Source organism: Haloarcula sp. H-GB5 (assembly GCF_054850705.1).
Map to the genome: position 1 here is coordinate 45,673 of NZ_JBTWBG010000001.1, position 20,224 is coordinate 65,896.

Consider the following 20,224-nt stretch of genomic DNA (forward strand, 5'->3'; position numbering starts at 1 on the left):
CGCGGGGACACTGTTTTCTTGTGGGCCAGTGATGACGGAGGCATGAATCGGCTGTTTGTCGCCGGTGTGGTGCTCACGCTCGTCGGCATCGTCGGTTACGCCATCGGGACGAGCGTCGCCTACCTCGGCCGATCCGCGTCAGTAACAGCGGTCATGGTCGGGCTGACGGTGGCTGCCGTCGGCCACGCTACGCCGACGGAGGACACACCGTGATCTCCACAGTGGTGTACGCCGACGGACAGGCGATGGAGTACGAGGACCTGGCGGCCGCCCGAACCGCTGTCGGGACGACGTGGGTTCACGCCACCGACGCGACACCCGACGAGGTTGAGGCTGTCAGCTCCGCCTTCGATCTCCACTCGCTGGCTATCGAGGACATCAAGAACGACGTCCGAGCCAACGTCCAGGAGTTCAACGCCTACACGTTCGTGCTCGTCAAGTCCGCATCGCTCACGCCCGGCGATACGACGTTCGACAAGGAGGTGAAAACAACGCCACTCGGCCTGTTCATCGGCTCCGACTGGATCGTCACGTTGTCGACGGGTGCCGTCCCGTCCGTCCAGCGCGTGATGGACGCTGTCGGTCGCGGGGACGAGCGACTCCTCCACCGCGGCCCGGATTTCACTGCCTACCGGGTCATCGATGTCATCGTTGACGCGTATTTCGACCTGCTGGACGAGATCGAGACCGATATCGAACAGATCGAGGAGGAGGTGACGACCTCAACCGATATCGATACGCTCGAACGGATCAACGACGTCCGGCGCGACCTGTTGTCCTTCCGCAAGCAGGTCTGGCCGGCGCGAGAGGCGATCGGCGTGCTCGCCCGTGGCGACCCCAAACAGATCCAGCCACAGACGGAGAAGTACTTCCGGGACGTGTACGACCATCTGGTCCAGATTGTCGACCTGACCGAGACCTACCGCGACCTGGTGGCGGGGGCGCGGGACATCTACCTGAACACGGTGTCCCAGTCGACAAACGAGGTGATGAAAGTGCTGACCGTCGTCGCGACGATTTTTATCCCGCTGACCTTCGTCGTCGGCGTCTACGGGATGAACTTCGCCGACAGCCCGTACAATATGCCGGAACTGGGCTGGGCGTTCGGCTATCCCGCGGTGATGATTGGGATGGTGATCGTCGTCGCCGTCTTGCTCGGCCATTTCCGCCAGCGGGACTACCTATAGCGCCAGCGGAACGAGTAAGACTCCCATCAGGGTCGCCCGGCGGGACCCGAATCGCGGCGGGAGATGTCCGACCAGTGTGGCGGCTCCGAACGCTCCGATACCGACGGGGCCAGCGAAGAGCGCGGAGAGACAGACGAGTACCGAAATCACCGACAGCGAGAGGCGTGTCGGGTCCAGTCTGCCGACCATTCGGAGGTACCGGTCACCCAGTGTCGGGACGAGTATCGCGCCGGCGACGGCAGCGATAGCGACCGCGGCGAGCAACGCCGGGAGCACAAGCGGTACCTCGGCCCGGTCCAGCGCGACGAGGACGCCGGTTCGGGGCGTTCCGAGCGAGATGAGCGCGAACAGCGCAAACACCGCCGTCGCCGTGTTGACGCCACTCGCCGTCACGATGAACGCCCGTGGCCCACGCTCGGCGACAAGCCCCAGTGCCAGCGTGGCCGCGATGGCGCTGGAGACGCCCGGAATGTAGCCGACAGCGCCGCCACAGAGGGTCCCGACACCCGCGAGAACGCCGACTGTTCGCCGCGGCGTCGTCACCGTCGCGTCGGCTTGTGGCGGGACGCCCTCTCCCTCGATAGCCGCCAGGAGCACCGGTGCTCCGAACAGCCCCGAAAACAGTGGGACCAGCACGTCCGATACAGGCAACGCTCCGGTCACTGGCGCATCGAGCAGACCGATGCCGAGCAGACCGCTCGCGGCGAGCGAACACGCAGCGCCGACCTGCTGGCGGCGGCCGTGCTCCGTGACCACGAGGAGGGCAGCGACCCCTGCAAGCAGCACCGGGAGCCGCGGCCGAAGCAATGGGTACGCACGCTCTATCAGGAGGGTGAGTGGAACCGCTAGTGGGACAGCAAACACCACAGCCAGCCCGCTCCCCAGCGCCGATAGGCGAAGCGCCTCCCGACCGCGGCCCTCGATGACTAGCTGGTGGCTCGGCAGCGCGCTGGCGGCCATCGCCGGGTCGGGCACACCCAGTGCCAGCGCCGGAATCACGTCGAGAAAAGTGTGTGTCACGCCGGCCGAAAGCATCGCGACGCCAACGTAGAGCCGCGGTCCTGGCAGACTGCTCGCCGCGGCGGCGAGCAAGAGCGCGAACGTGTTGGCGTGCAACCCCGGAACGAGTCCGCTGAGTGTGCCCAGCCCGACCCCTGCCCCAACCGCAGCGAGTAGCGCGACCGTCGCTGTCGGGTCAGCGGCAGGAAGTCCCGGAAGCACACTGAGGCGTGGTCCCGTTCCCGTACTTGAACCTCCGCGATGCTCGGCCCGGCTAGTCCTCCACAGCGTGATGCGGGCCGACCGGACCGTGTTCGGGGCAGGTCCCAGCGATAGGGGTGGCGTTGAGACAGCAGTGCCGGCTGTCGGTTGCGACCAGTCCTTTCGAGAGGTCGCTCCCGCAGAGGCGACAGCGCAGGTCCGACTCAGCCATACGTTTGCTTCCGACCGAAGCCCCCTGAATCTGGCGAGCTTTTTGGTGTGCCGGCCATTCGTACACATATGAGCAACGAGTCCCGGAAGTCAGCCGGATTCAAGGACAGAACCCCGGTGACGACGGCCAGGGAGACGCTGCTGGACGCAGTGACGCCACACGGACGGACGGAGCGCGTCTCGCTGCGTGATGCCGACGAGCGTGTCGTCGCGGGTGAAATCACCGCTGAGCGAGCGGTGCCCCACTACCGCCGCGCGGCGATGGATGGCTTCGCTGTCAGAGCCGAAGACACGTTCAGCGCGAGCCAGCGGTCCCCGGCATCACTTCGGGTCGATGAGGCGGTGACAACGGGCACAGCGGCCCGCGTGCACACGGGAAGCGAACTCCCGGCGGGTGCCGACGCCGTCGTGATGGTCGAGGAGACTGAGGTGACCGGCGACAGTGTCACAGTGTTTGATGCGGTCGCCGGTGGGGAGAACGTCGCCCCTGTCGGCGAAGACGTGGAGCAAGGGCAGACACTGTACGAGGACGGCCACAGACTCCGACCGTCGGACCTCGGGCTGTTGAAATCGGTCGGGAACGACACTGTGGAAGTGTACGAGCGGCCGACTGTCAGCGTGATTCCGACGGGGGAAGAACTGGTGCAGGACGACCCAGACCCAGGCGAGGTCATCGAGACGAACGGCCAGACCGTCACGCAGTACGTCGAGCGCTGGGGCGGCGACGCGACCTACCGCGACATCGTCACCGACGATATCGACGCACTTCGGGCCGCCATCACGGATGATCTGGATCACGACCTCGTGGTGACGACCGGCGGGTCCTCCGTCGGCGAGCGCGATCTGCTGCCGGAGGTCGTCGACGGAATCGGCGAGGTGCTGGTCCACGGCGTCGCGCTGAAACCGGGCCACCCGGTCGCGCTCGGCGTGTCTCAGGAGACGCCGATTCTGATGCTCCCGGGCTATCCGGTCGCCTGCATCGTCAACGCCGTTCAGTTCCTCCGACCGGCGCTTCGGCGGGCCGGCCATCTCCCGTCGACCGACCCGCCGACGACCGAAGCCGAACTGACGCGGAAGATCGCCAGCGAGCCGGGGACCCGAACCTACGCGCGGGTGGAACTGCACGACGAGGACGTGGACGAGCAAACGACCGCGACGCTGACGCGGGCCAGCGGCTCCGGTGTCCTCTCAAGCGTCGCACTCGCCGACGGCTGGGTCGTCGTGCCGGAGTCCGTGGAGGGGTACGACGCCGGTGACACCGTGATCGTCGAGGACTGGGAGTGGTCACAGTGAGCGACCGGCGGGAGTTCCGTGACCTCGCGTCGCCCGAAGAGGCCCACAAGGTCGTCGCGGGCCTCGACATCGACCCCGACCCGGAAACGGTCCCGCTGGCTGACGCCCGCGACCGCGTGCTCGCTGAGCGGATCGACGCCGGCATCGACGTGCCGGGGTTCGACCGTGCGAGCATGGACGGCTACGCTGTCCACGCCAGAGACACCTTCGGCGCTGACGAGGCCGACCCGGTCGCGCTGTCCGTCGCCGGGGAGGTCCACGCCGGCGAGGAACCCGACGTGACGGTAGAGCCGGGCTCGGTCGCCGAAATATCGACCGGCGCGGTGATGCCCCCCGGCGCGGACGCTGTCGTGATGGTCGAGCGGACGACCGAAACGGACGACGGCATCGAGATACGCACGTCCGTCGCACCCGGTGACAACGTGATGCTCGCCGGCGCGGACATCGCGGCCGGGGCGCGAGCACTCGGTCCCGGAACGCGCATCACACCGCGTGAAATTGGACTCCTGTCGGCGCTGGGCGTCGACGAGGTCCCGGTGCGTGGCCGGCCGCAGGTCGGCATCCTCTCGACCGGCGACGAACTCGTCCGGCCCGGAGACCCGCTCGACAGCGCTGCCGGCCAAATATACGACGTAAACAGCTACACGCTGGCTGGGGCGGTCGCGGAGGCGGGCGGCGACCCGGTGATGTACCCCCACGCCGGCGACGACTACGAGGAGATGGAGCGGTTGCTCCACGAAGCGGCCGACGAATGTGACCTCGTCCTCTCGTCGGGGTCGACCAGCGCGAGCGCGGTGGATGTCATCTACCGCGTCATCGAGGAACGCGGCGAACTCAGGCTTCACGGCGTCGCCGTCAAACCCGGCAAGCCGATGCTCGTGGGCACCATCGGCGACTCGGCGTACGTCGGTCTGCCAGGGTATCCAGTGTCAGCACTGACTATCTTCCAGACCTTCGTCGCCCCGGCGGTCCGGGATGCCGCTGGTCGGGACCCGCCACAGACAGCAACGGTGTCTGGCACGATGGCCGTCCAGGAACGCTACGGCGAGGGGCGCAGACGCCTCATGCCAGCCGGTCTGGTCGAGGACGAAACGGAGTCGCTGCTGGTCTACCCCGTCGATAAGGGCAGTGGCGCGACGACGAGCCTCGTCGACGCCGACGGTTTCGTCGACGTGCCACCGGGGACTGACTACCTTGCCGAAGGGGAGGCAGTCGACGTAACGTTGTTCTCCCCGGCAGTCAGGCCGCCGACGCTCTTGGGCATGGGTGAGGACGACCCGCTCCTCTCGCGCCTGCTGGATACCGTCTCTCGCCCGCGGTATCTCCCGCTCGGGTCGACGGAGGGGCTCCGCCGCCTCGGCAACGGCGTCCCGGACATCGCGGTCGTTGCGGGACCGGCAGCCGATGACCACGACGCAACCGACATTGGCGGCTGGCGGCGCGAGTGGGGGCTGGTCATCGGTGCTGATACCGACGTGTCCGATTTGGGTGACCTCATCGACGGAGACTACCGCTTCGTCAACCGTGACACCGCCTCCGGACTGCGTCGGAGCTTCGACGACGCGCTCGATGATATCGGCGAGGACCGGGGCATCGGCCGTGCCGAAGTTGTCGATGCTATCGACGGCTACGAACTCACGACGAAGGCGCACGAGAGTCCCGCTCGGAAGGTCCTGACAGGTGATGCAGACGTTGGCCTCGGCCTCCGTGCCACGGCGGCGAAACTCGACCTCGGGTTCGTCCCGCTCGGGACCGAATCAGTTCGGGTGCTCGCGAACCCGGACCGACGGGAGAAAGACAGCGTCGACGCGCTCGCTGAGGCCCTCGACGATCTCGGCTCGCTGGCCGACGGGATAGCCGGGATGGAGCCCCAGTAGGGAGCGACGGCGCTGACGACCTGAAGGCCTAAAGACGAGCGCGACGGAGTATGTCACAGATGACCGACACACCGGTCCCCGGCGACCTCGATGCCCCGTTTCGATTCGAGTACGATCCCGCCGTTCTTCGGTACGGACCCGATGCCGCCCGTACACTGGGCACGGAGTTAGACGCACAGGGCTACGACCGCGCACTGGTCGTCTGTGGTGCTACCGTCGGTGAGACGCCGGCCGTGATGGCCCCCGTTCGAGAGGGACTCGGCGACCGACTGGCCGGCATCTTCGCGGAAACGACGCCAGCCAAGCGACTCGGCACCGCTTACGATGGTCTCGAACGCTTCCGGGAGATTGATGCCGACTGTCTCGTGGCCGTCGGCGGTGGGAGCAGTCTCGACGTGGCGAAAATCATCAGCGTTCTCGCGTCGACCGATCGCGACCCCGCGACCATCGGTCGAGCCTTCGTCGACTCCGGAACGATAGCTGTCCCCGAAGCAGAGCTGCCACCGATTATCGCCGTCCCGACAACGCTGGCCGGCGCTGATCTCTCTATCGTCGCCGGGGTCACAGCCGCGCCCGACACCTCCCCCGTAGACGAACCGGCCAGTGGTGGTGTCGGCGATCCGAAACTGATGCCCGAAGCCGTCTGCTACGACCCCAAACTGATCGCGACGACGCCCCGGTCGGTCCTCGCGGCGTCGGCGATGAACGGCTTCGATAAGGGTCTCGAGACAATATACGCAGCCACCGCAACGCCGATAACCGACGCTACAGCCTCCCGTGGCCTCGGTCTGCTCACCGAAGGCCTGCTCGCGTTCGGTACCGGTGACGACGACCCGTGGGCGTACCAGTCGATCACTCAAGGGATCATGCTCGTCCAGTACGGCATCTCGCGGACAGACGGGACGACGCTCTCACTGATCCATGCCCTCGGCCACGGGCTGACCCGGACTTACGAGGTCCAGCAGGGCGCGGCCCACGCAGTCATTGCCCCACACGCACTCTCATATCTCTTCGAGCAGGTCGACGGTCGGCGGTCGCTCTTGGCCGACGCGCTCGGCGTCGGCGATGCTTCCGACTCCGGTGCTGCGGTCGTCGACCGAGTCAGTGAGGTGGTGAGAGCGCTGGGGCTGCCGACACGACTCCGGGACGTAGCCGGACCTGGCCAAGAGGAGTTCCCCGAAGTTGCCGATGCCGTCCTCGAAGACGCCTTCATGACGAACATCCCGTCGGGGCTGGAGCCAACCCGAGAGGATATTGTCGACGTGCTGGAGTCGGCCTGGTAGCCCGCACCGAACGCATTTCAGCGGCGCGATAGGAGATGGCATACCGCTCGCCAGTGGCGAGCGGTTTCACTTCTCGCGACCAGCGGGAGCGAGAAGGTCGTTTTTAGCGTAGATTTTTGCAAAGGGGGTTCCCGCAGCGCCGGAGGCGCGAGGAAATCCCCTGCAGTAAAAAGATACTACATGTCGGGCCAGGCCTTGGCGGCCCGACCCACGCCGGTGACATCGTTGATCCAGCGGGCGGCGATCGCTTTCTTCAGCAGTTTCGCAGGCAGCCCGCCAAAGGTTTCGATAGGCATGTTCACCACGTCGTGGGCGACAGCTTTCTCGCCGACCGAAACGACTGTGCCCTTGTCCTTGTGGGTCCAGGTCTTGAGCGGCTGTCCTCGCGCCGCCCGGGCGAGGTTTTCGCCGGCGACCTCGGCGGCTTGCCAGGCGGCCTGAGCGGTCGGCGGGGCGGGCTGGTCGCCGGGCTGGTCAATCAGTGCCGAGTCACCGATAGCGAAGACGCGCTCGTCCTCGGTCTGGAAGTTCCCTTCCGCGTGGACGCGGTGGTTGCGCTCGTCCTTGTCGAGGTCAACGTCCTGCATGCAATCGCGGCCGGTGATGCCGCCGGTCCAGACCAGTACGTCGTAGTCCAGTTCGTCCTCATCGCCGATGTAGACCGTCTCCTCGTCGACCTCGCCGATGAACTCCCCGCACTTGATGTTCACGTCGGCGGCCTCCAGGCGCTTGCGCAGGGCACCCTGAAGTTCGGGGTCGCTGTTGGGCAGGACCTGATCGAGGCCTTCGACGAGGTGGATGTCGATGGGCGCGTTGTGTTCGTCGCGGAACTCGGCAACCTCGCCGGCGGTCTGGATACCGGAGAGGCCAGCGCCGCCGATGACGACCTGTGCTGGGTCGTTTGTAGAAGCGTCGCGGGCGGCCTGTTGGATCTTGTCGTGGATGTCAAGGGCGTCGTCGAGGCTCTTGAGCGTCAGGGCGTACTCTTCGAGTCCTTCGATGCCGAAAAAGGCCGTCTGGGAGCCCAGCCCCACGAGCAAGTAGTCGTACTCGACGGTGTCGGAATCGGCGAGGTTGACTTCCTGAGCATCAGTGTCGATGCCGACGACCTCGTCCTGAATGAATGCGGTCGAGGGCTGTTTGATCTCGTGAACGGGGATAGCGATGTTCTCCTGGACGCTCGGGTCCCGAATGCAGCGGTGAGACTCGTGCAAGACCAGATGATAATCCGTCTCAGAAACCCACGTGACATCAATGTCCGTCTCACCATCTAACTCGTCCTCTAAACTCTTGATTGCCCCCGCGCCAGCGTACCCCGCTCCGAGCACGACCACGTTCTCTGTCATAGGCCACTCTCCGGAGTCATCAGATACAAACCCTTTGGAATCGGTCTACGGCTCCGCTGTTGTCCTCGCATACTGACTCACGGTCATGGTCCACCCTCCTAAGTTTGCAGTCGCCTTCGGTCACCCTCCCGAGAGAAAACAGCGCCTACCGTCGTTGAAGATGGCTCCTAATCACATTGTTACACAGTCTATCCGTTCCGACCAGTCAATCGAACAGGGGGAAGTAAACTGAAACTCGGCAGACAACACGCCGCGTGTCCTTACTGTCAAGACTGTCCAGCGCGGTGGTGATCGGTCTCATTCGGCGCAGCCCACGTAACCGCGTTGTGTAGGAGCTTCTGGACGACCGGCTGGTGGTACACTGGAAACGTCTCGTGGCCGGGTTGGAAGTAGAATATCCGCCCTGCATCGCGGTAGTAACAACACCCGCTGGGAAACACCGTGCCGTCGTCACACCAACTTACAGTCACTAGAGTGTCCGGTATCGGTAGGTCGAACCCCTTTCCGTAGATTTCGGCACGTTCGAGTTCGAACTCCTCTGGAAGTCCGTCGGTAATGGGATGGTCCGATTCGACGATCCAGACGTGCTCACGCTCGCCCTCTTCGCGCCAGCGCAGGGTGCCAGTTGTACCCATGAGCGCCTCGAACGGCTTCGATTCGTGGCTGGAGTGGAGCGGGATGAACCCCATCCCGTCACGGATGGCCTGCTCGACGCGGCTCGCAGTCGCATCGCTGACGGCATCGTGTGCGACATCCCCCCACCACAGTAACACATCAGTTTCGGCGAGTACAGCCTCGGTTAGTCCGTGGGCAGGGTCATCGAGTGTCGCTGTCTGAACGGCGTGGCCGTAGGAAGCAAGCATTGCAGCCAACGTCGTGTGGATCCCGTCGGGGTACATCGCATTGGCCGGGCCTGTCGCCCGTTCGTGCTGGTTTTCGTTCCACACGGTGACGGCAGCCATACAAGAATACACTGAATAACCAGAGAAAAATATGGCTACTCTCTTCCGACTGAAAGCAAAGGACCAGAATGGGGAACGGTCGGAGTGGTTTCGGTACCGGTTCCGTTGTGTGGCGTATTTTTTGAAACAGTGTGAACGGCTGGCTCGACGATCCACAGCAATTGCCCTAGCGGCACCCGCTCACGAGACGGTTCTGACAGAGGCTACCGGAAGTGAGCAGATGGCTATTCTACGTGTGGTCTCTCTCAAGCGATCGAACCACGTCGAACTGTGAGGTTTGTGTTGGCGGCCATCTGAATACAGCACTTGAATAAACCAGATTACTTATCGAGACGATTGGCCCACCACCAGCCGATATAGGTCAGTTCGATGGGTTCATCCGTCCCGTGATACGGTTTGTGGACAAATGTGGATACGTGGCTGTAACCGATCGTTCTCGATAACTCACTACCAGAGACCGTATCGGGGGCACTGAATCCATGGCGTCCGTGATTCTCGTTCTCGCGATTGCGCTGCTCGCGGCGCTGTTCATGTCCTTCACCGTCGGGGCAAACAGTAACTCGGCCCCCGTTGCTCCCGCCGTCGGAGCAAACGCACTCTCGGTTCTCCGCGCGGCCCTGCTTGTCGGGGTCGTGGCCGGGCTGGGGGCAATCCTTCAGGGAGGCAGCATCTCCGAGACCATCGGGAAAGACCTCGTGACCGGCGTGACGATCACGCCGCTCGCCGCCGCAGCAGCATTACTCACCGCGGCGACACTCATCACGATCGGGAACACCTACGGGTATCCGATTCCATCGGCGTTCACTGTCACGGGAGCGATGATCGGCGCGGGCATCGCACTCGGTGGGGGGTTCGCCATCGACGAATACGTCGTCATCCTCGGGTTCTGGTTCGCGATTCCCATCTTTGAGGGTGTTCTTGCATACGGACTCGCGCGTGGCCTTCGGAGCGAATCCGTGCCAGAAATCATCGGGATTCCCGTCCTCGGTGGGGCAGTCGGGTATGCCCTGGCCAACATCCAGCTTACCGTCATTCCGACAGCGAGCGGCGCTCAGGGGTCTGTTGCCCGATACCTCGCTACCACGTACCACCTGCTGCCCACATCTATCGGCGGGTCCTACACGCTCGGGATGGTCGCCGTAAGTGTCGTCTGTGGACTTCTCGCACTCGCCGGGACACGCGCACTGTTGCACCGCGATGAGACAGCGGGAATCAATCAGTTTCTGGTCGCACTGGGACTCATCGTCGTGTTCACCAGCGGTGGCACGCAAGTCGGGCTCGCGACCGGACCACTCGAAACTATCTTCGAGACGGACCTCCAGCTCTCGTCGATCTACTTGCTCGCGCTTGGCGGTGGTGGCATCCTCCTCGGTGCGTGGATCCGGGGACCACGGCTCGTTCAAGCCGTCTCGAACGAGTACGCCTCACTCGGACCGCGACGGTCGATCGCCGCCCTGATTCCGGCGTTTCTGATCGCCCAACTCGCGATCGTGCTGGGGATTCCTATCTCGTTCAACAAGGTGATGATCGCCAGTATTGTCGGCAGTGGTCTCGCCGCGAGTTCATCCGGAGGAAGTGGTGTCTCTCCCCGGAAAGTCGGCATCACTGTCGGATCGTGGGTCGGATCGATGGTGGGTGCGGGTATTATCAGCTACGGGCTGTATATCCTCTTGCACGCGGTGCCCGGAATCGCGTAATCAGGAAACGATCTGGTCGATGATATCTTCTTCTGCCGCTTGCGTTTTCATCCCCTCCCACGTCTCGAAGTCGGTTGTGGCGGCGATGTACTCGTTGAGCTGGTCGCGAGGGGCGTCCTGGACGTCGCTGATGTCATTGAGAGTGAGCGGGCTCTGCGTACAGAACGAGTCAAACGAGTCGAACTCAGTGTGGTTGCGCATGAACTGCTGGGAAAAGAACGTGTCCGAGTGGACTCGCGTCCCCGCCTGAAGTTCACCGATTCGATCGGCTGCCTTTCGAACCCGCTCTTCGAGATCCTCCAGTCCAGCGACCTGAAGATCCATAGCGAATCTGGCTCCTCGACGCGGGTAAAAGTCACGGCTACCGAGACCGGCGGGTCTGTCGTTCGGTATGGCTTGCATGTTCCTCAGCGGGCAGACGTAACAGGTAGCAATCCGTGCGTTGAGAGAATCGGTTTCAACTACTGTTCTCGATGTGGGTCCCGGACGATGTATTCTGGCTACCTGTACAGGGGTAGTTATTAGCCAGCCGCGCCCGAAAACACGGCAAGATATGAGTGATTCACCGGAGAAGCTCTCCGTCTGGTGTGCTGGCGAGGACTGGTGTCCCATCACCACGACGGCGTCCCTTATCGGGAAGAAGTGGCACCCCGTTATCATCCACCGACTGCTTGATAACGGCCCCTCAGGATTTAACGAACTCAAAGAGAACGTCGATGGGATTTCGTCCAAAGTGCTCTCCGACAGCCTCGAAGACCTGCAGGAAAAGGGGCTCGTCGATCGGGAAGTAATCAACGAACAGCCGTTTCGCGTCAATTACTCCCTCACCGAACACGGGGAGTCACTGGAGTCCGTGATCACCGAAATGGCAGCGTGGGGCGAAACCTACCTGCAGGAACCGACAGAGGCCGACGAGCCCACAGGATAGGTTCCGCAGGCAATCGCTTTTGTTCCTGCCCGACGAACTGTCGTATATGCCTGTTACTTCGGACGACGAACTCCAAGGGATCCTCGAACTGGACCGCGTCGCCGTCGTCGGGTGCTCGACCAGCCCCGGCAAGGACGCACACGAGATTCCGAAGTACCTCAACCAACAAGGGTACGACGTGATTCCGGTCAATCCCTTCGCTGACGAGATATTCGGGCAGAAGGCCTACGACTCACTGGCGGAGGTCCCCGGTGACATAGACATCATCGACGTATTCAGGCCAAGCGACGAGGTCAGCGATATCGTCGACGCAGCACTGGACCGCGACGACGACGCCGTCATCTGGCTCCAGCTCGGCATCCACGACGACGACGCCGTCGAACGTGCCGAAGCGGCCGGCCGCCGCGTCGTTCAGGACCGCTGTATGAAACCGACCCACCAACAACTGATGGGGTGAGTCGACGGACGGCTGTCGCGAACTACCGCTGCTCGATGTGAGAACGGTGTCCACCGGTCCGCTATCTGTGTCGTTAGTCCGAACTATTTCTGCGCGCTGGCGGCGTCTTCGACATGACCTTTCCCCACTTCGAACGGTTGTCGGCGACCCGCCGATAGGCCTGCTCGCGGAACCGCTCGTAGTCTTCGAACTGGCGGAGGAACGAAACCAGCGGCCGTGCTGGCTTACCGAGTTCCGTGTGTGTAAGTGCGGTTTCGATTGATTCCCCGCAGGAATAGACGGTATCCTCGGTCACCAGATGCGAACAGGACTCGTAGTCGTCCGGCAGGCGTGCAAGCAGGTCGGCATCGAGCTCGGTGAACCCGACAATTGCGAGGTCGGACCGCTCGCCGATGAAGTCCGCCCACCACGTACAGAACCCGCAGTCGTCGTCGTAGACGAGCGTTGCGTCGCTCATAGTCGAGTTAGGTGCCCGGGGCACAAACACCTGTGGTTCAGCCGGCAGGGAGAGGCGGCCGGTCTCCGCAAGGACAAACGAGACGGGCTATCAAACTGGTCGTGACGATTGGCTTCCGCCCCGGGACTGGTCGCATTCGGCCGGTAGCTATCGCTCAGTCGGTGGCCGCGACGCCAACTGTTTTGCCTGCCGCTCTCTTCAGAGCGCGTATGGACGAGGATGCGGTCGCCGAACTCATAGAGGAAACGCTTCCGAAGGCGCGGGCGACGGTCACCACACCGCGGGACCCCGACGACGACAAACACTACGCCGTACGCGTGGTCTCGCCGGCATTCGAGGGCGAGTCGCTGGTCGACCAGCACCAGCTTGTTCACGACGCGCTGGGGGACCATCTCACTCGCGACATTCACGCCATCGAGCTGACGACGCTGACGCCCGAGGAAGCCGAGTAGCCGTGCGCCCCGGCGGTGCGGTTCCGCTCGACCCGTCGGTACGCCTTTATTGCCGACGCCGTTAGTGAGGGTATGGCATTCGAGCCCGAAGAACTCTCGCCGGAAGAGGTCACGGACCAAGTAGACAGCGTCATCGAGGACAACGAGGTCGTGCTGTTCATGAAAGGCAACGAGCTGATGCCACAGTGTGGCTACTCGAAGAAGGCCCTCGGACTGCTGCAACAGCACCGCGACGACATCGAGACAGTGGATGTTCTGAAGGCAACCGACGCCTATCGGGAGGCGCTAGAGCGCCACAGCGGGCGCGAGACGATTCCACAGACGTTCGTGGACGGGGAATTCATCGGCGGCAGTGACATTCTCGAACAACTCGACGAGCGCGGCGAACTCGCGGAAAAGGTCGGGCAGGAATCGCCGTTCTGACTGGTATTCGAGGCCCTTACGCCTCGTCGTCTTCGTCTTTCATGTCGCCGAGTTTGTCGACGAGGTCGCTCGTGGTCGCCTCCGTCTCGAAAGAGACCGATCCGTCGTGGTCGTTTTCGTGGACCGCAACGCCCTCGCTGTCGTCTGCATCTACGTCGTTGTCCTTCTGTTCGGATTCATCGTAGCTACCAAAGCCCATACACCTACAACTCGGAGTCTTACACTAAAACTCGCCGGTTCCTGCCGAGACACGACCATACGATGACATACCGAGACAAGCAAAGGTTCTTTACCGTGCTTGCACTCCCGCTAGATAACGGCAGTCGAGAGCCGTGGTTTTACCGACGGCTATCGGGCCTCCATCTCCAAACTTATGAGTTCCGCAGACGAGACACTTGATCGAATCAAAGCACAGGTCGAAGAAGAGACACCGGACGACATCGAAATCGAATCCGTCGCGTTCGAGGGACCGGAACTGGTTATTTATACGCCGGACGCACAGACGGTCGCCAACCGCGACGGGATCGTCAGAAACCTCGCACAGACGCTGCGTAAACGCATCAACGTCCGCCCTACGCAGGAAGCCCTCGTCCCGCCAAACGAAGCCCGGGCACGAATCACGCAGACGATTCCCGAGGACGCCGGTGTCCAGAACCTGGATTTCGACCGCCAGACCGGTGAAGTGTTCATCGAGGCCGAAAAGCCCGGCCGCGTCATCGGTCGCCATGGCGCGACGCTGGACGAGATCTCCGCCTCCGTCGGCTGGACCCCCGAGGTCGTCCGGACGCCGCCGATGGAGTCTTCGACCGTCTCGAACGTCCGTAACTACCTCAAGCAGGAACGGGAAGAACGACGGGACATCCTCCAGCGTGTCGGCCGCCAGATCAACCGACCGACCACGAGCGACGAAGACTGGGTGCGGCTCACCACGCTCGGGTGCTGTCGCGAGGTCGGACGCGCCGCCTTCATCCTCTCGACGCCGGAGTCCCGTATCCTCATCGACTGTGGCGACAAGCCCGGTGCCGAGGGCGAGGTCCCATATCTTCAGGCACCCGAAGCCCTCGCGGCCGGGCCGAACTCCCTCGATGCCGTCGTCCTGACACACGCGCACCTGGACCACTCCGCGCTCATCCCCATCCTATTCAAGTACGGCTACGACGGGCCGATTTACACGACTGCGCCGACGCGGGATCTGATGGGCCTGCTCCAGCTGGACTACCTCGACGTGGCCTCCAAGGAGGGCCGCACCCCGCCCTACGAGAGCCAGCAGGTCCGTGACGCGCTGAAACACACGATTCCACTGGAGTTCGGCAACGTCACCGACATCGCGCCCGACATCAAGCTCACGATGCACAACGCCGGCCACATCCTCGGGTCGGCGGTGTGTCACTTCCACATCGGCGAAGGGCGGTACAACGTCGCCTTCTCCGGGGACATCCACTACAAGGACACCCGCCTGCTCGACGGCGCTGTCAACGACTTCCCGCGGGTCGAGACGCTTGTACTGGAATCGACCTACGGCGGCAAGAACGACTATCAGACCGATCAATCAGACTCCGAGCGGGTTCTCAAGGACGTTATCAACGAGACCTACGAGAACGACGGCAAGGTGCTGATTCCGGCTTTCGCCGTAGGTCGGTCCCAGGAACTCATGCTCGTCCTCGAAGAGGCGATGCGAAAGGGCGAGATCCCGACGATGCCGGTGTACCTCGATGGGATGATTCGAGAGGCGACAGCCATCCATACCGCGTATCCGGAGTACCTCCGGGACGACCTCCGCCAGCGCATCCTCTACGAGGACGAGAACCCGTTCCTCGCCGAGCAGTTCGAGCAGGTCGACGGCGGCGACGAGATGCGACAGGACATCGCCGACGACGAGCCGTGCATTGTCCTGACCACTTCCGGGATGGTCACCGGCGGTCCCGTGATGTCCTGGCTCCGGCTGCTGGGCAGCGAGCCGGACAACACCATGGCGTTCGTCGGCTACCAGGCCGAAGGGACGCTCGGTCGCCAGATCCAGCGCGGGCAGGACGAAATCACCATGGGCGATACGAGCGGGCCACGCGCCGAGCGGGTGAGCCTCCGGCTCAACGTAGAGACGGTCGACGGCTTCTCTGGCCACGCCGACCGGCAGGGACTTGAGTCGTTCGTCGAGACGATGCACCCGCGGCCGGAGAAGGTCCTCTGTGTCCACGGTGACGCGTCAACGACGAACCAGCTGTCCTCGGCGCTGTACCAGAAGTTCAATATGCGGACGCACAACCCGAAGAACCTCGAAACGTTCCGGCTGTCCTGAACGGCAGACGCCGTTTAGCTCTCTTCCGAGAGGTTTAATCCAGCAAACAGCCGTGCCGAGATCACTTGCTCGACGATGTCGACGAGGACAGCGTCGTCGCTCGTGTAGTCGGCGAAGATACCGAGCGGCACCTCGCCGCCAGCCATCTCGCGGTGGCCCCCTGCGCTCCCGACATCGCCCAGGGACTCGCTTAGAACATCACCGATGTTGACTCGGGAGTCCGTCGAGCGGGCGCTGAGCTGGATGGTGTCCTCGACGATACCGAAGACGATGGCCGTCTCGACGCCCTCAAGCGTCGCCAGGTAGTCGGCTGCTTGCGGGAGCGCGTCCCGCTCCCCCGTCCTGCCGACGTGCGATATCAACACTGAGCCCCTGACCGTCCGGTTCTCGATTGCGTCCGCGATGGCGTCGACGGTCGCGCCGCTGACAGATGGCGAGGAGAGCTGTCGCAACAGATCCGAATCGGCCGTTCCGGTCAGAAAACCGGCCGCGCCGTACTCGTCCGGCGTCACGCCGCGGAGGAACCCGAGCGTCTCCCGCCGGATGGCAAACAGCAACGCAGTTGCCAGCCGGTCGTCGAGTTCGATTTCGAGGTCCCGCAGGTATTCGGTCAGTATCGTCGCCGTCGCCCCGATCTCCACGCGGTGGTCGACGAACCGGGCGCTGATATCCTCGGCGGGATGGTGGTCGATGACGATGTCGACCGAGACATCTTCGGGGACCCGGTTGTTCGACCCCGGAATCGAGTGGTCGACGAAGGCGAGCAGTTCCGAGGATTCGCGGTCGGTCACGTCGGCCGCGTCGAACTCCCGGAGGTCCATCTCCAGTAGATTGACGAACGACCGGTTCTGCTGGTGTGATATCTCGCCGCTGTAGAGGATCCGCCGCTCGTCGATGCCGACGGCGGCCGCGATGCGACCGAGCGCGAGCGCGCTGGCCAGACAGTCGGGGTCGGGGTTGTTGTGACAGACAATGGTGAGAGAGTCCGCCTCTCCGAGTAGGTTTTCGAGTTCCGTTGCGGGGCGCATCTATTGGTCGACACTTCGGCCTCCTAATACAAGCGTGTGGGGGCAATCGTACCATCACAATCGAGCACGAAGCTGCTGGACGACGATACCGAGGACGAACGCGAGACCGAGGTTGACGAGCACGCCGAGGCCACCGATTGCAGCGACGACCGCCACGTCGTCCGCCTTAGAAACGCCGGTCCAGCCCAACTGCAGGGCGATCAATACCAGAATGACTCCGAGTAGGGCTGTCGGGTAGGCCGCGATGACGCCGACGGCGAGGAACGCGGTCAGCACGTAGCCCGCGCCGAGTATCAAATTCGCGCCGGACGTTCTGGCCCCGAAGGCGTACTTTCCGGCGACGCCGCCGCTTCCGTGACACATCGGGAACGCGCCGAACGGGACCGCGACCAGATTCATCAGCCCCATACTGTTCGAGAGCTGGTCCGCCGACACGTCCCGGTCGAAGTAGTCTGCGAGCAGGACCGACGTGGCGAGGGCGGCGTTGCCGACCGTGACCGCGATCTGGGCGAGGACGGCCTCCGCCGTCTGTACCGACAGCGTCATGCTTGGGAGCATGAACATGGCGTCAACCGCTGGAACGGTCGGCGTCGGGATTCCGGTTTCCGCGAGGGCAATGCCAGCACCCAGGACGAAGACGGCGAAGGCGCTCTGGCCGCTGTAGCCCAGGAGTGCAAGGACGGCTACCACGCCGACGGCGACGGCCACGAGTCTCGGATCACTAACCCCGAGGTCGACACCCGTCTCCAGCAGGACCAGCGCGACGCCGAGTTGTACCCCACGAACGACGGTGTCATCGACGTACTGATTGACTGTTTCGAGCGACCGCGTGGTTCCGAGCGCGAGCAGGATACCAGCCAGCAAGAGCCCTGCGACGACGAGTTCCCCAGTCGAGATGGTCCCGGCGATGACCAGCGCGGCGAAGGCCTTCATTGGCTCGACTGATATCGGAACACCGTAGTACAGCCCCCAGACAACCTGAAACACGCCGAACCAGACGAGCATGACCGGGAGCGATAGCTCCGTCAGCACGGCGACAGCCACGATGACCGGAAGCACCGTCGCCGAGTCCCCGATTGCGCCGGTCAGTTCATTCCACGACAGCGAAACCGTCGTCTGCTCGCGGAACGGGAAACTCATGACGGTCTAGATCGACGGCGAAACAGTGAGCGTGCCCGTCCGCGGTGGCCGCTACTCCGAGTACTCGTAGGGCGCACGGTCCCCGTCGGTGTCGATGTACTCCTCGTTTATCTCCCACTCGCCGTCCTCGGTTTCGACCATGTACTCGCCGTAGTAGGGGACGCGGGTGTCGACCGTCTCGCGGAACGCGGCGCGCATCGACCCCTTGGTCGTGCCGATGTCACGCAGGTCGTCGTTTCGGTTCAGACAGCCCTTGAGATAGCCGTCGTGGGTGAGCCGAACGCGGTGGCAGTTCGCACAGAAGTTCTCGTTGCCGACGGGGTCGACGATTTCGACCATCCCGCTGTTGCGGTTGTTGATCGGTTCCGTCCGTATCCCGCCGTCGGACGCGGCCAGCGAAGTGGCAGTGCCATTGCTTTCGGCCGCCGCATCGCTGCTGTGTATCCAGTAGCGCTTGCGGTCGTGCATCTCACGATGTTCGACCGTGTCGGCGCGGTCCTCGAGCCAGTCGTGGACGCGGTCGATGTCGATGGCCCACTCCGGGTGGCCGGCAAGTTCCGGCATGTATTCGATGAGCTGGAGCTGGAGACCGGGGTTCTCGGCGACGTGATCGACCATCTTCGGGACGTAGCCCGCGGTCGGCTCGAAGACGACCATGTTGAGCTTCACCGGTTCGAGACCGGCGTCAAGCGCCGCTTCGACGCCTTCGAGGACGCGGTCGTAGGCCCCACTCTGGGTCAGTTCGGCGAAGGCCTCGCTGTCGAGGGCGTCCTGCGAGACGTTGACCCGCTCGAGGCCCGCGTCGACGAGGTCCGGGGCGCGGCCGGGGAGGAAGGTGCCGTTGGTCGTCATCGACACCTCCATCTCGTCGGGGGCGCGCCGGACGATCTCCTCTAAGTCCTCCCGGAGCATCGGCTCCCCGCCAGTGAACTTCACCGAGTCGACCCCGAACTCGGCGGCGACTTCGAGGAAGGCCACGATGGTGTCGGCAGTGAGTTCGTCGTCCTGTGCCTCCATCGGGCCCCGTGTGTCGCCCAGTCCCTCGTTGTGGCAGTAGACGCAGTCGAAGTTACACCGGTCGGTGAGGGAGACGCGGACACCGGAGACCTCGCGACCGAAGTCGTCTTCGAGCATATCCTTGCTAACTGTTCACAGCACAGCCTCTTAAATGGCGTGACTGTTCCGGTTCCGTCGTCGGATACAGGGGAACGATTAACCAGACCACCGCCCTGCACTGGGTATGGACATCGTCGACGCGCTGGACGCGCGACACGGGACCACCTGCTTCGTCGGCGCTGGGGGAAAGAAGACAACGATGGCAGCGCTCGCAGCGCGACTGGAGCGCGCAGTCGTCACCGCGACAGTCCGGATTCCGATTTTCGACGGCTGGGTCGCGGACGTTGTCGTGACGGAGACTCCACAGACAGCCATCGATACGGCGTCTACGTGGCCGCTGGGTGTTGTGCCAGTACAGGAGCGACCGGACCGCTACCGCGGCTACGACCCTGAAACCGTTGCCAACCTGGCTGACATCGGGCACCCGATTCTGGTGAAAGCCGACGGCGCGCGGATGCGGGAGTTCAAAGCGCCGAGCGACCGCGAGCCACAGCTCCCATCGACGGCTTCGACGGTCGTCCCCATCGCGAGCGCACACGTCGTCGGCGAACCGCTGACGGACGACATCGTTCACCGAGTCGACGAGGTGGCCGCGATTACAGGGCTTGACCCCGGCGACGAGATTCGACCGAGAGATGTTGCCGCGGTCCTTGCGAGCGACCAGGGCGGACTGAAAGACGTGCCAGCCAACGCGACCGCGGTTCCGCTGCTCAACATGGTCGACGACGAGGGACTCGAAGCGAGCGCGCGGACCGTTGCCGAGGCGATTCATGATCGAGTCGACGTCCCGCGCGTCGTCCTCGCTGAGATGCGGAGCGACGACCCGCTGGTGGCAGTCGTCTGAGAGCGAG

22 protein-coding genes are annotated in these 20,224 nt (G+C 63.6%); 12 read left to right on the forward strand and 10 right to left on the reverse strand.

The features are described 5' to 3' along the window. The first annotated feature begins 42 nt into the window (after positions 1-42). Both ACYJ11_RS00230 and corA read left to right on the forward strand, forming a co-directional pair. Entirely contained in the window at positions 43-213 is a 171-nt protein-coding gene (locus tag ACYJ11_RS00230) for a hypothetical protein (RefSeq protein ID WP_170095895.1), read from the forward strand. Then, positions 210-1,187 carry a magnesium/cobalt transporter CorA gene (gene corA, locus ACYJ11_RS00235; RefSeq protein WP_461646319.1) on the forward strand — a complete coding sequence of 326 codons (978 nt, stop codon included), beginning with the start codon at positions 210-212 and terminating at the stop codon, positions 1,185-1,187. The genes ACYJ11_RS00230 and corA overlap by 4 nt, the downstream gene beginning before the upstream one ends. Here the strand turns inward: corA and ACYJ11_RS00240 are convergent. Together ACYJ11_RS00240 and ACYJ11_RS00245 are read right to left on the reverse strand one after the other, a co-directional pair. Further along, complete coding sequence (locus ACYJ11_RS00240) at positions 1,182-2,408, reverse strand: tripartite tricarboxylate transporter permease (RefSeq protein ID WP_461646320.1); 1,227 nt, start codon at positions 2,406-2,408, stop codon at positions 1,182-1,184. The genes corA and ACYJ11_RS00240 overlap by 6 nt on opposite strands. Positions 2,409-2,460: 52 nt before the next feature. Further along, positions 2,461-2,619, reverse strand: a complete 159-nt coding sequence (locus ACYJ11_RS00245) for a hypothetical protein (protein WP_461646321.1) — start codon at positions 2,617-2,619, stop codon at positions 2,461-2,463. A gap of 68 nt (positions 2,620-2,687) precedes the next feature. On the opposite strand from ACYJ11_RS00245, the gene ACYJ11_RS00250 reads away from it, so the two are divergent. The 3 genes from ACYJ11_RS00250 to ACYJ11_RS00260 are packed head-to-tail and all read left to right on the forward strand — an operon-like array spanning position 2,688 to position 7,071. Next, positions 2,688-3,911: a molybdopterin molybdotransferase MoeA gene (locus ACYJ11_RS00250; RefSeq protein ID WP_461646322.1), complete on the forward strand. Its 1,224-nt coding sequence runs from the start codon at positions 2,688-2,690 to the stop codon at positions 3,909-3,911. Next, complete coding sequence (locus ACYJ11_RS00255) at positions 3,908-5,788, forward strand: molybdopterin biosynthesis protein (RefSeq protein WP_461646323.1); 1,881 nt, start codon at positions 3,908-3,910, stop codon at positions 5,786-5,788. The genes ACYJ11_RS00250 and ACYJ11_RS00255 overlap by 4 nt, the downstream gene beginning before the upstream one ends. Positions 5,789-5,847: 59 nt before the next feature. After that, a complete protein-coding gene (locus ACYJ11_RS00260; RefSeq protein WP_461646324.1) occupies positions 5,848-7,071 on the forward strand; it encodes an iron-containing alcohol dehydrogenase family protein in 1,224 nt (407 codons plus the stop codon). Positions 7,072-7,247: 176 nt separating this feature from the next. Here ACYJ11_RS00260 and ACYJ11_RS00265 read toward each other — a convergent pair whose 3' ends face one another. Beyond that, positions 7,248-8,417: an NAD(P)/FAD-dependent oxidoreductase gene (locus ACYJ11_RS00265; RefSeq protein WP_461646325.1), complete on the reverse strand. Its 1,170-nt coding sequence runs from the start codon at positions 8,415-8,417 to the stop codon at positions 7,248-7,250. Positions 8,418-8,683: 266 nt separating this feature from the next. Continuing rightward, a complete protein-coding gene (locus ACYJ11_RS00270; RefSeq protein WP_461646326.1) occupies positions 8,684-9,379 on the reverse strand; it encodes a ThuA domain-containing protein in 696 nt (231 codons plus the stop codon). A gap of 479 nt (positions 9,380-9,858) precedes the next feature. Between ACYJ11_RS00270 and ACYJ11_RS00275 the strand changes: the two genes are divergently transcribed. Beyond that, positions 9,859-11,076 (forward strand): inorganic phosphate transporter, encoded by a 1,218-nt coding sequence (locus ACYJ11_RS00275; protein ID WP_461646327.1) that lies wholly within the window; start codon positions 9,859-9,861, stop codon positions 11,074-11,076. Here the strand turns inward: ACYJ11_RS00275 and ACYJ11_RS00280 are convergent, their stop codons facing one another. Beyond that, positions 11,077-11,400: a hypothetical protein gene (locus ACYJ11_RS00280; RefSeq protein ID WP_188979379.1), complete on the reverse strand. Its 324-nt coding sequence runs from the start codon at positions 11,398-11,400 to the stop codon at positions 11,077-11,079. A gap of 229 nt (positions 11,401-11,629) precedes the next feature. Between ACYJ11_RS00280 and ACYJ11_RS00285 the strand changes: the two genes are divergently transcribed. Both ACYJ11_RS00285 and ACYJ11_RS00290 read left to right on the forward strand, forming a co-directional pair. Then, complete coding sequence (locus tag ACYJ11_RS00285) at positions 11,630-12,004, forward strand: winged helix-turn-helix transcriptional regulator (RefSeq protein ID WP_170095885.1); 375 nt, start codon at positions 11,630-11,632, stop codon at positions 12,002-12,004. 46 nt (positions 12,005-12,050) lie between these two features. Beyond that, entirely contained in the window at positions 12,051-12,461 is a 411-nt protein-coding gene (locus ACYJ11_RS00290) for a CoA-binding protein (protein WP_461646328.1), read from the forward strand. Positions 12,462-12,534: 73 nt separating this feature from the next. Here the strand turns inward: ACYJ11_RS00290 and ACYJ11_RS00295 are convergent, their stop codons facing one another. Next, positions 12,535-12,918, reverse strand: a complete 384-nt coding sequence (locus ACYJ11_RS00295; protein WP_461646329.1) for a thiol-disulfide oxidoreductase DCC family protein — start codon at positions 12,916-12,918, stop codon at positions 12,535-12,537. Between the two features lie 209 nt (positions 12,919-13,127). Between ACYJ11_RS00295 and ACYJ11_RS00300 the strand changes: the two genes are divergently transcribed. Next, entirely contained in the window at positions 13,128-13,370 is a 243-nt protein-coding gene (locus tag ACYJ11_RS00300; RefSeq protein WP_005538476.1) for a BolA/IbaG family iron-sulfur metabolism protein, read from the forward strand. 72 nt (positions 13,371-13,442) lie between these two features. Beyond that, on the forward strand, positions 13,443-13,793 hold the full coding sequence (locus tag ACYJ11_RS00305) for a glutaredoxin family protein (RefSeq protein ID WP_004591886.1): 351 nt from the start codon (positions 13,443-13,445) through the stop codon (positions 13,791-13,793). Positions 13,794-13,809: 16 nt separating this feature from the next. Here the strand turns inward: ACYJ11_RS00305 and ACYJ11_RS00310 are convergent, their stop codons facing one another. Continuing rightward, complete coding sequence (locus tag ACYJ11_RS00310; protein ID WP_004591885.1) at positions 13,810-13,992, reverse strand: DUF5786 family protein; 183 nt, start codon at positions 13,990-13,992, stop codon at positions 13,810-13,812. A 174-nt stretch (positions 13,993-14,166) separates the two neighbouring features. Here ACYJ11_RS00310 and ACYJ11_RS00315 point away from each other — a divergent pair, with 174 nt between their 5' ends. Continuing rightward, a complete protein-coding gene (locus tag ACYJ11_RS00315; protein WP_461646330.1) occupies positions 14,167-16,089 on the forward strand; it encodes a beta-CASP ribonuclease aCPSF1 in 1,923 nt (640 codons plus the stop codon). Between the two features lie 14 nt (positions 16,090-16,103). On the opposite strand, the gene ACYJ11_RS00320 is transcribed toward ACYJ11_RS00315, so the two are convergent. The 3 genes from ACYJ11_RS00320 to moaA are packed head-to-tail and all read right to left on the reverse strand — an operon-like array spanning position 16,104 to position 19,391. Next, positions 16,104-17,117 (reverse strand): DHH family phosphoesterase, encoded by a 1,014-nt coding sequence (locus ACYJ11_RS00320; protein WP_005538474.1) that lies wholly within the window; start codon positions 17,115-17,117, stop codon positions 16,104-16,106. Between the two features lie 54 nt (positions 17,118-17,171). Continuing rightward, a complete protein-coding gene (locus ACYJ11_RS00325; protein WP_461646331.1) occupies positions 17,172-18,257 on the reverse strand; it encodes a putative sulfate/molybdate transporter in 1,086 nt (361 codons plus the stop codon). Positions 18,258-18,308: 51 nt separating this feature from the next. Then, on the reverse strand, positions 18,309-19,391 hold the full coding sequence (moaA, locus tag ACYJ11_RS00330; protein WP_461646332.1) for a GTP 3',8-cyclase MoaA: 1,083 nt from the start codon (positions 19,389-19,391) through the stop codon (positions 18,309-18,311). Positions 19,392-19,497: 106 nt separating this feature from the next. On the opposite strand from moaA, the gene yqeC reads away from it, so the two are divergent. Next, positions 19,498-20,217, forward strand: coding sequence for a selenium cofactor biosynthesis protein YqeC (gene yqeC / locus ACYJ11_RS00335; RefSeq protein ID WP_461646333.1), 720 nt, complete (start codon positions 19,498-19,500; stop codon positions 20,215-20,217). Positions 20,218-20,224 lie beyond the last annotated feature (7 nt).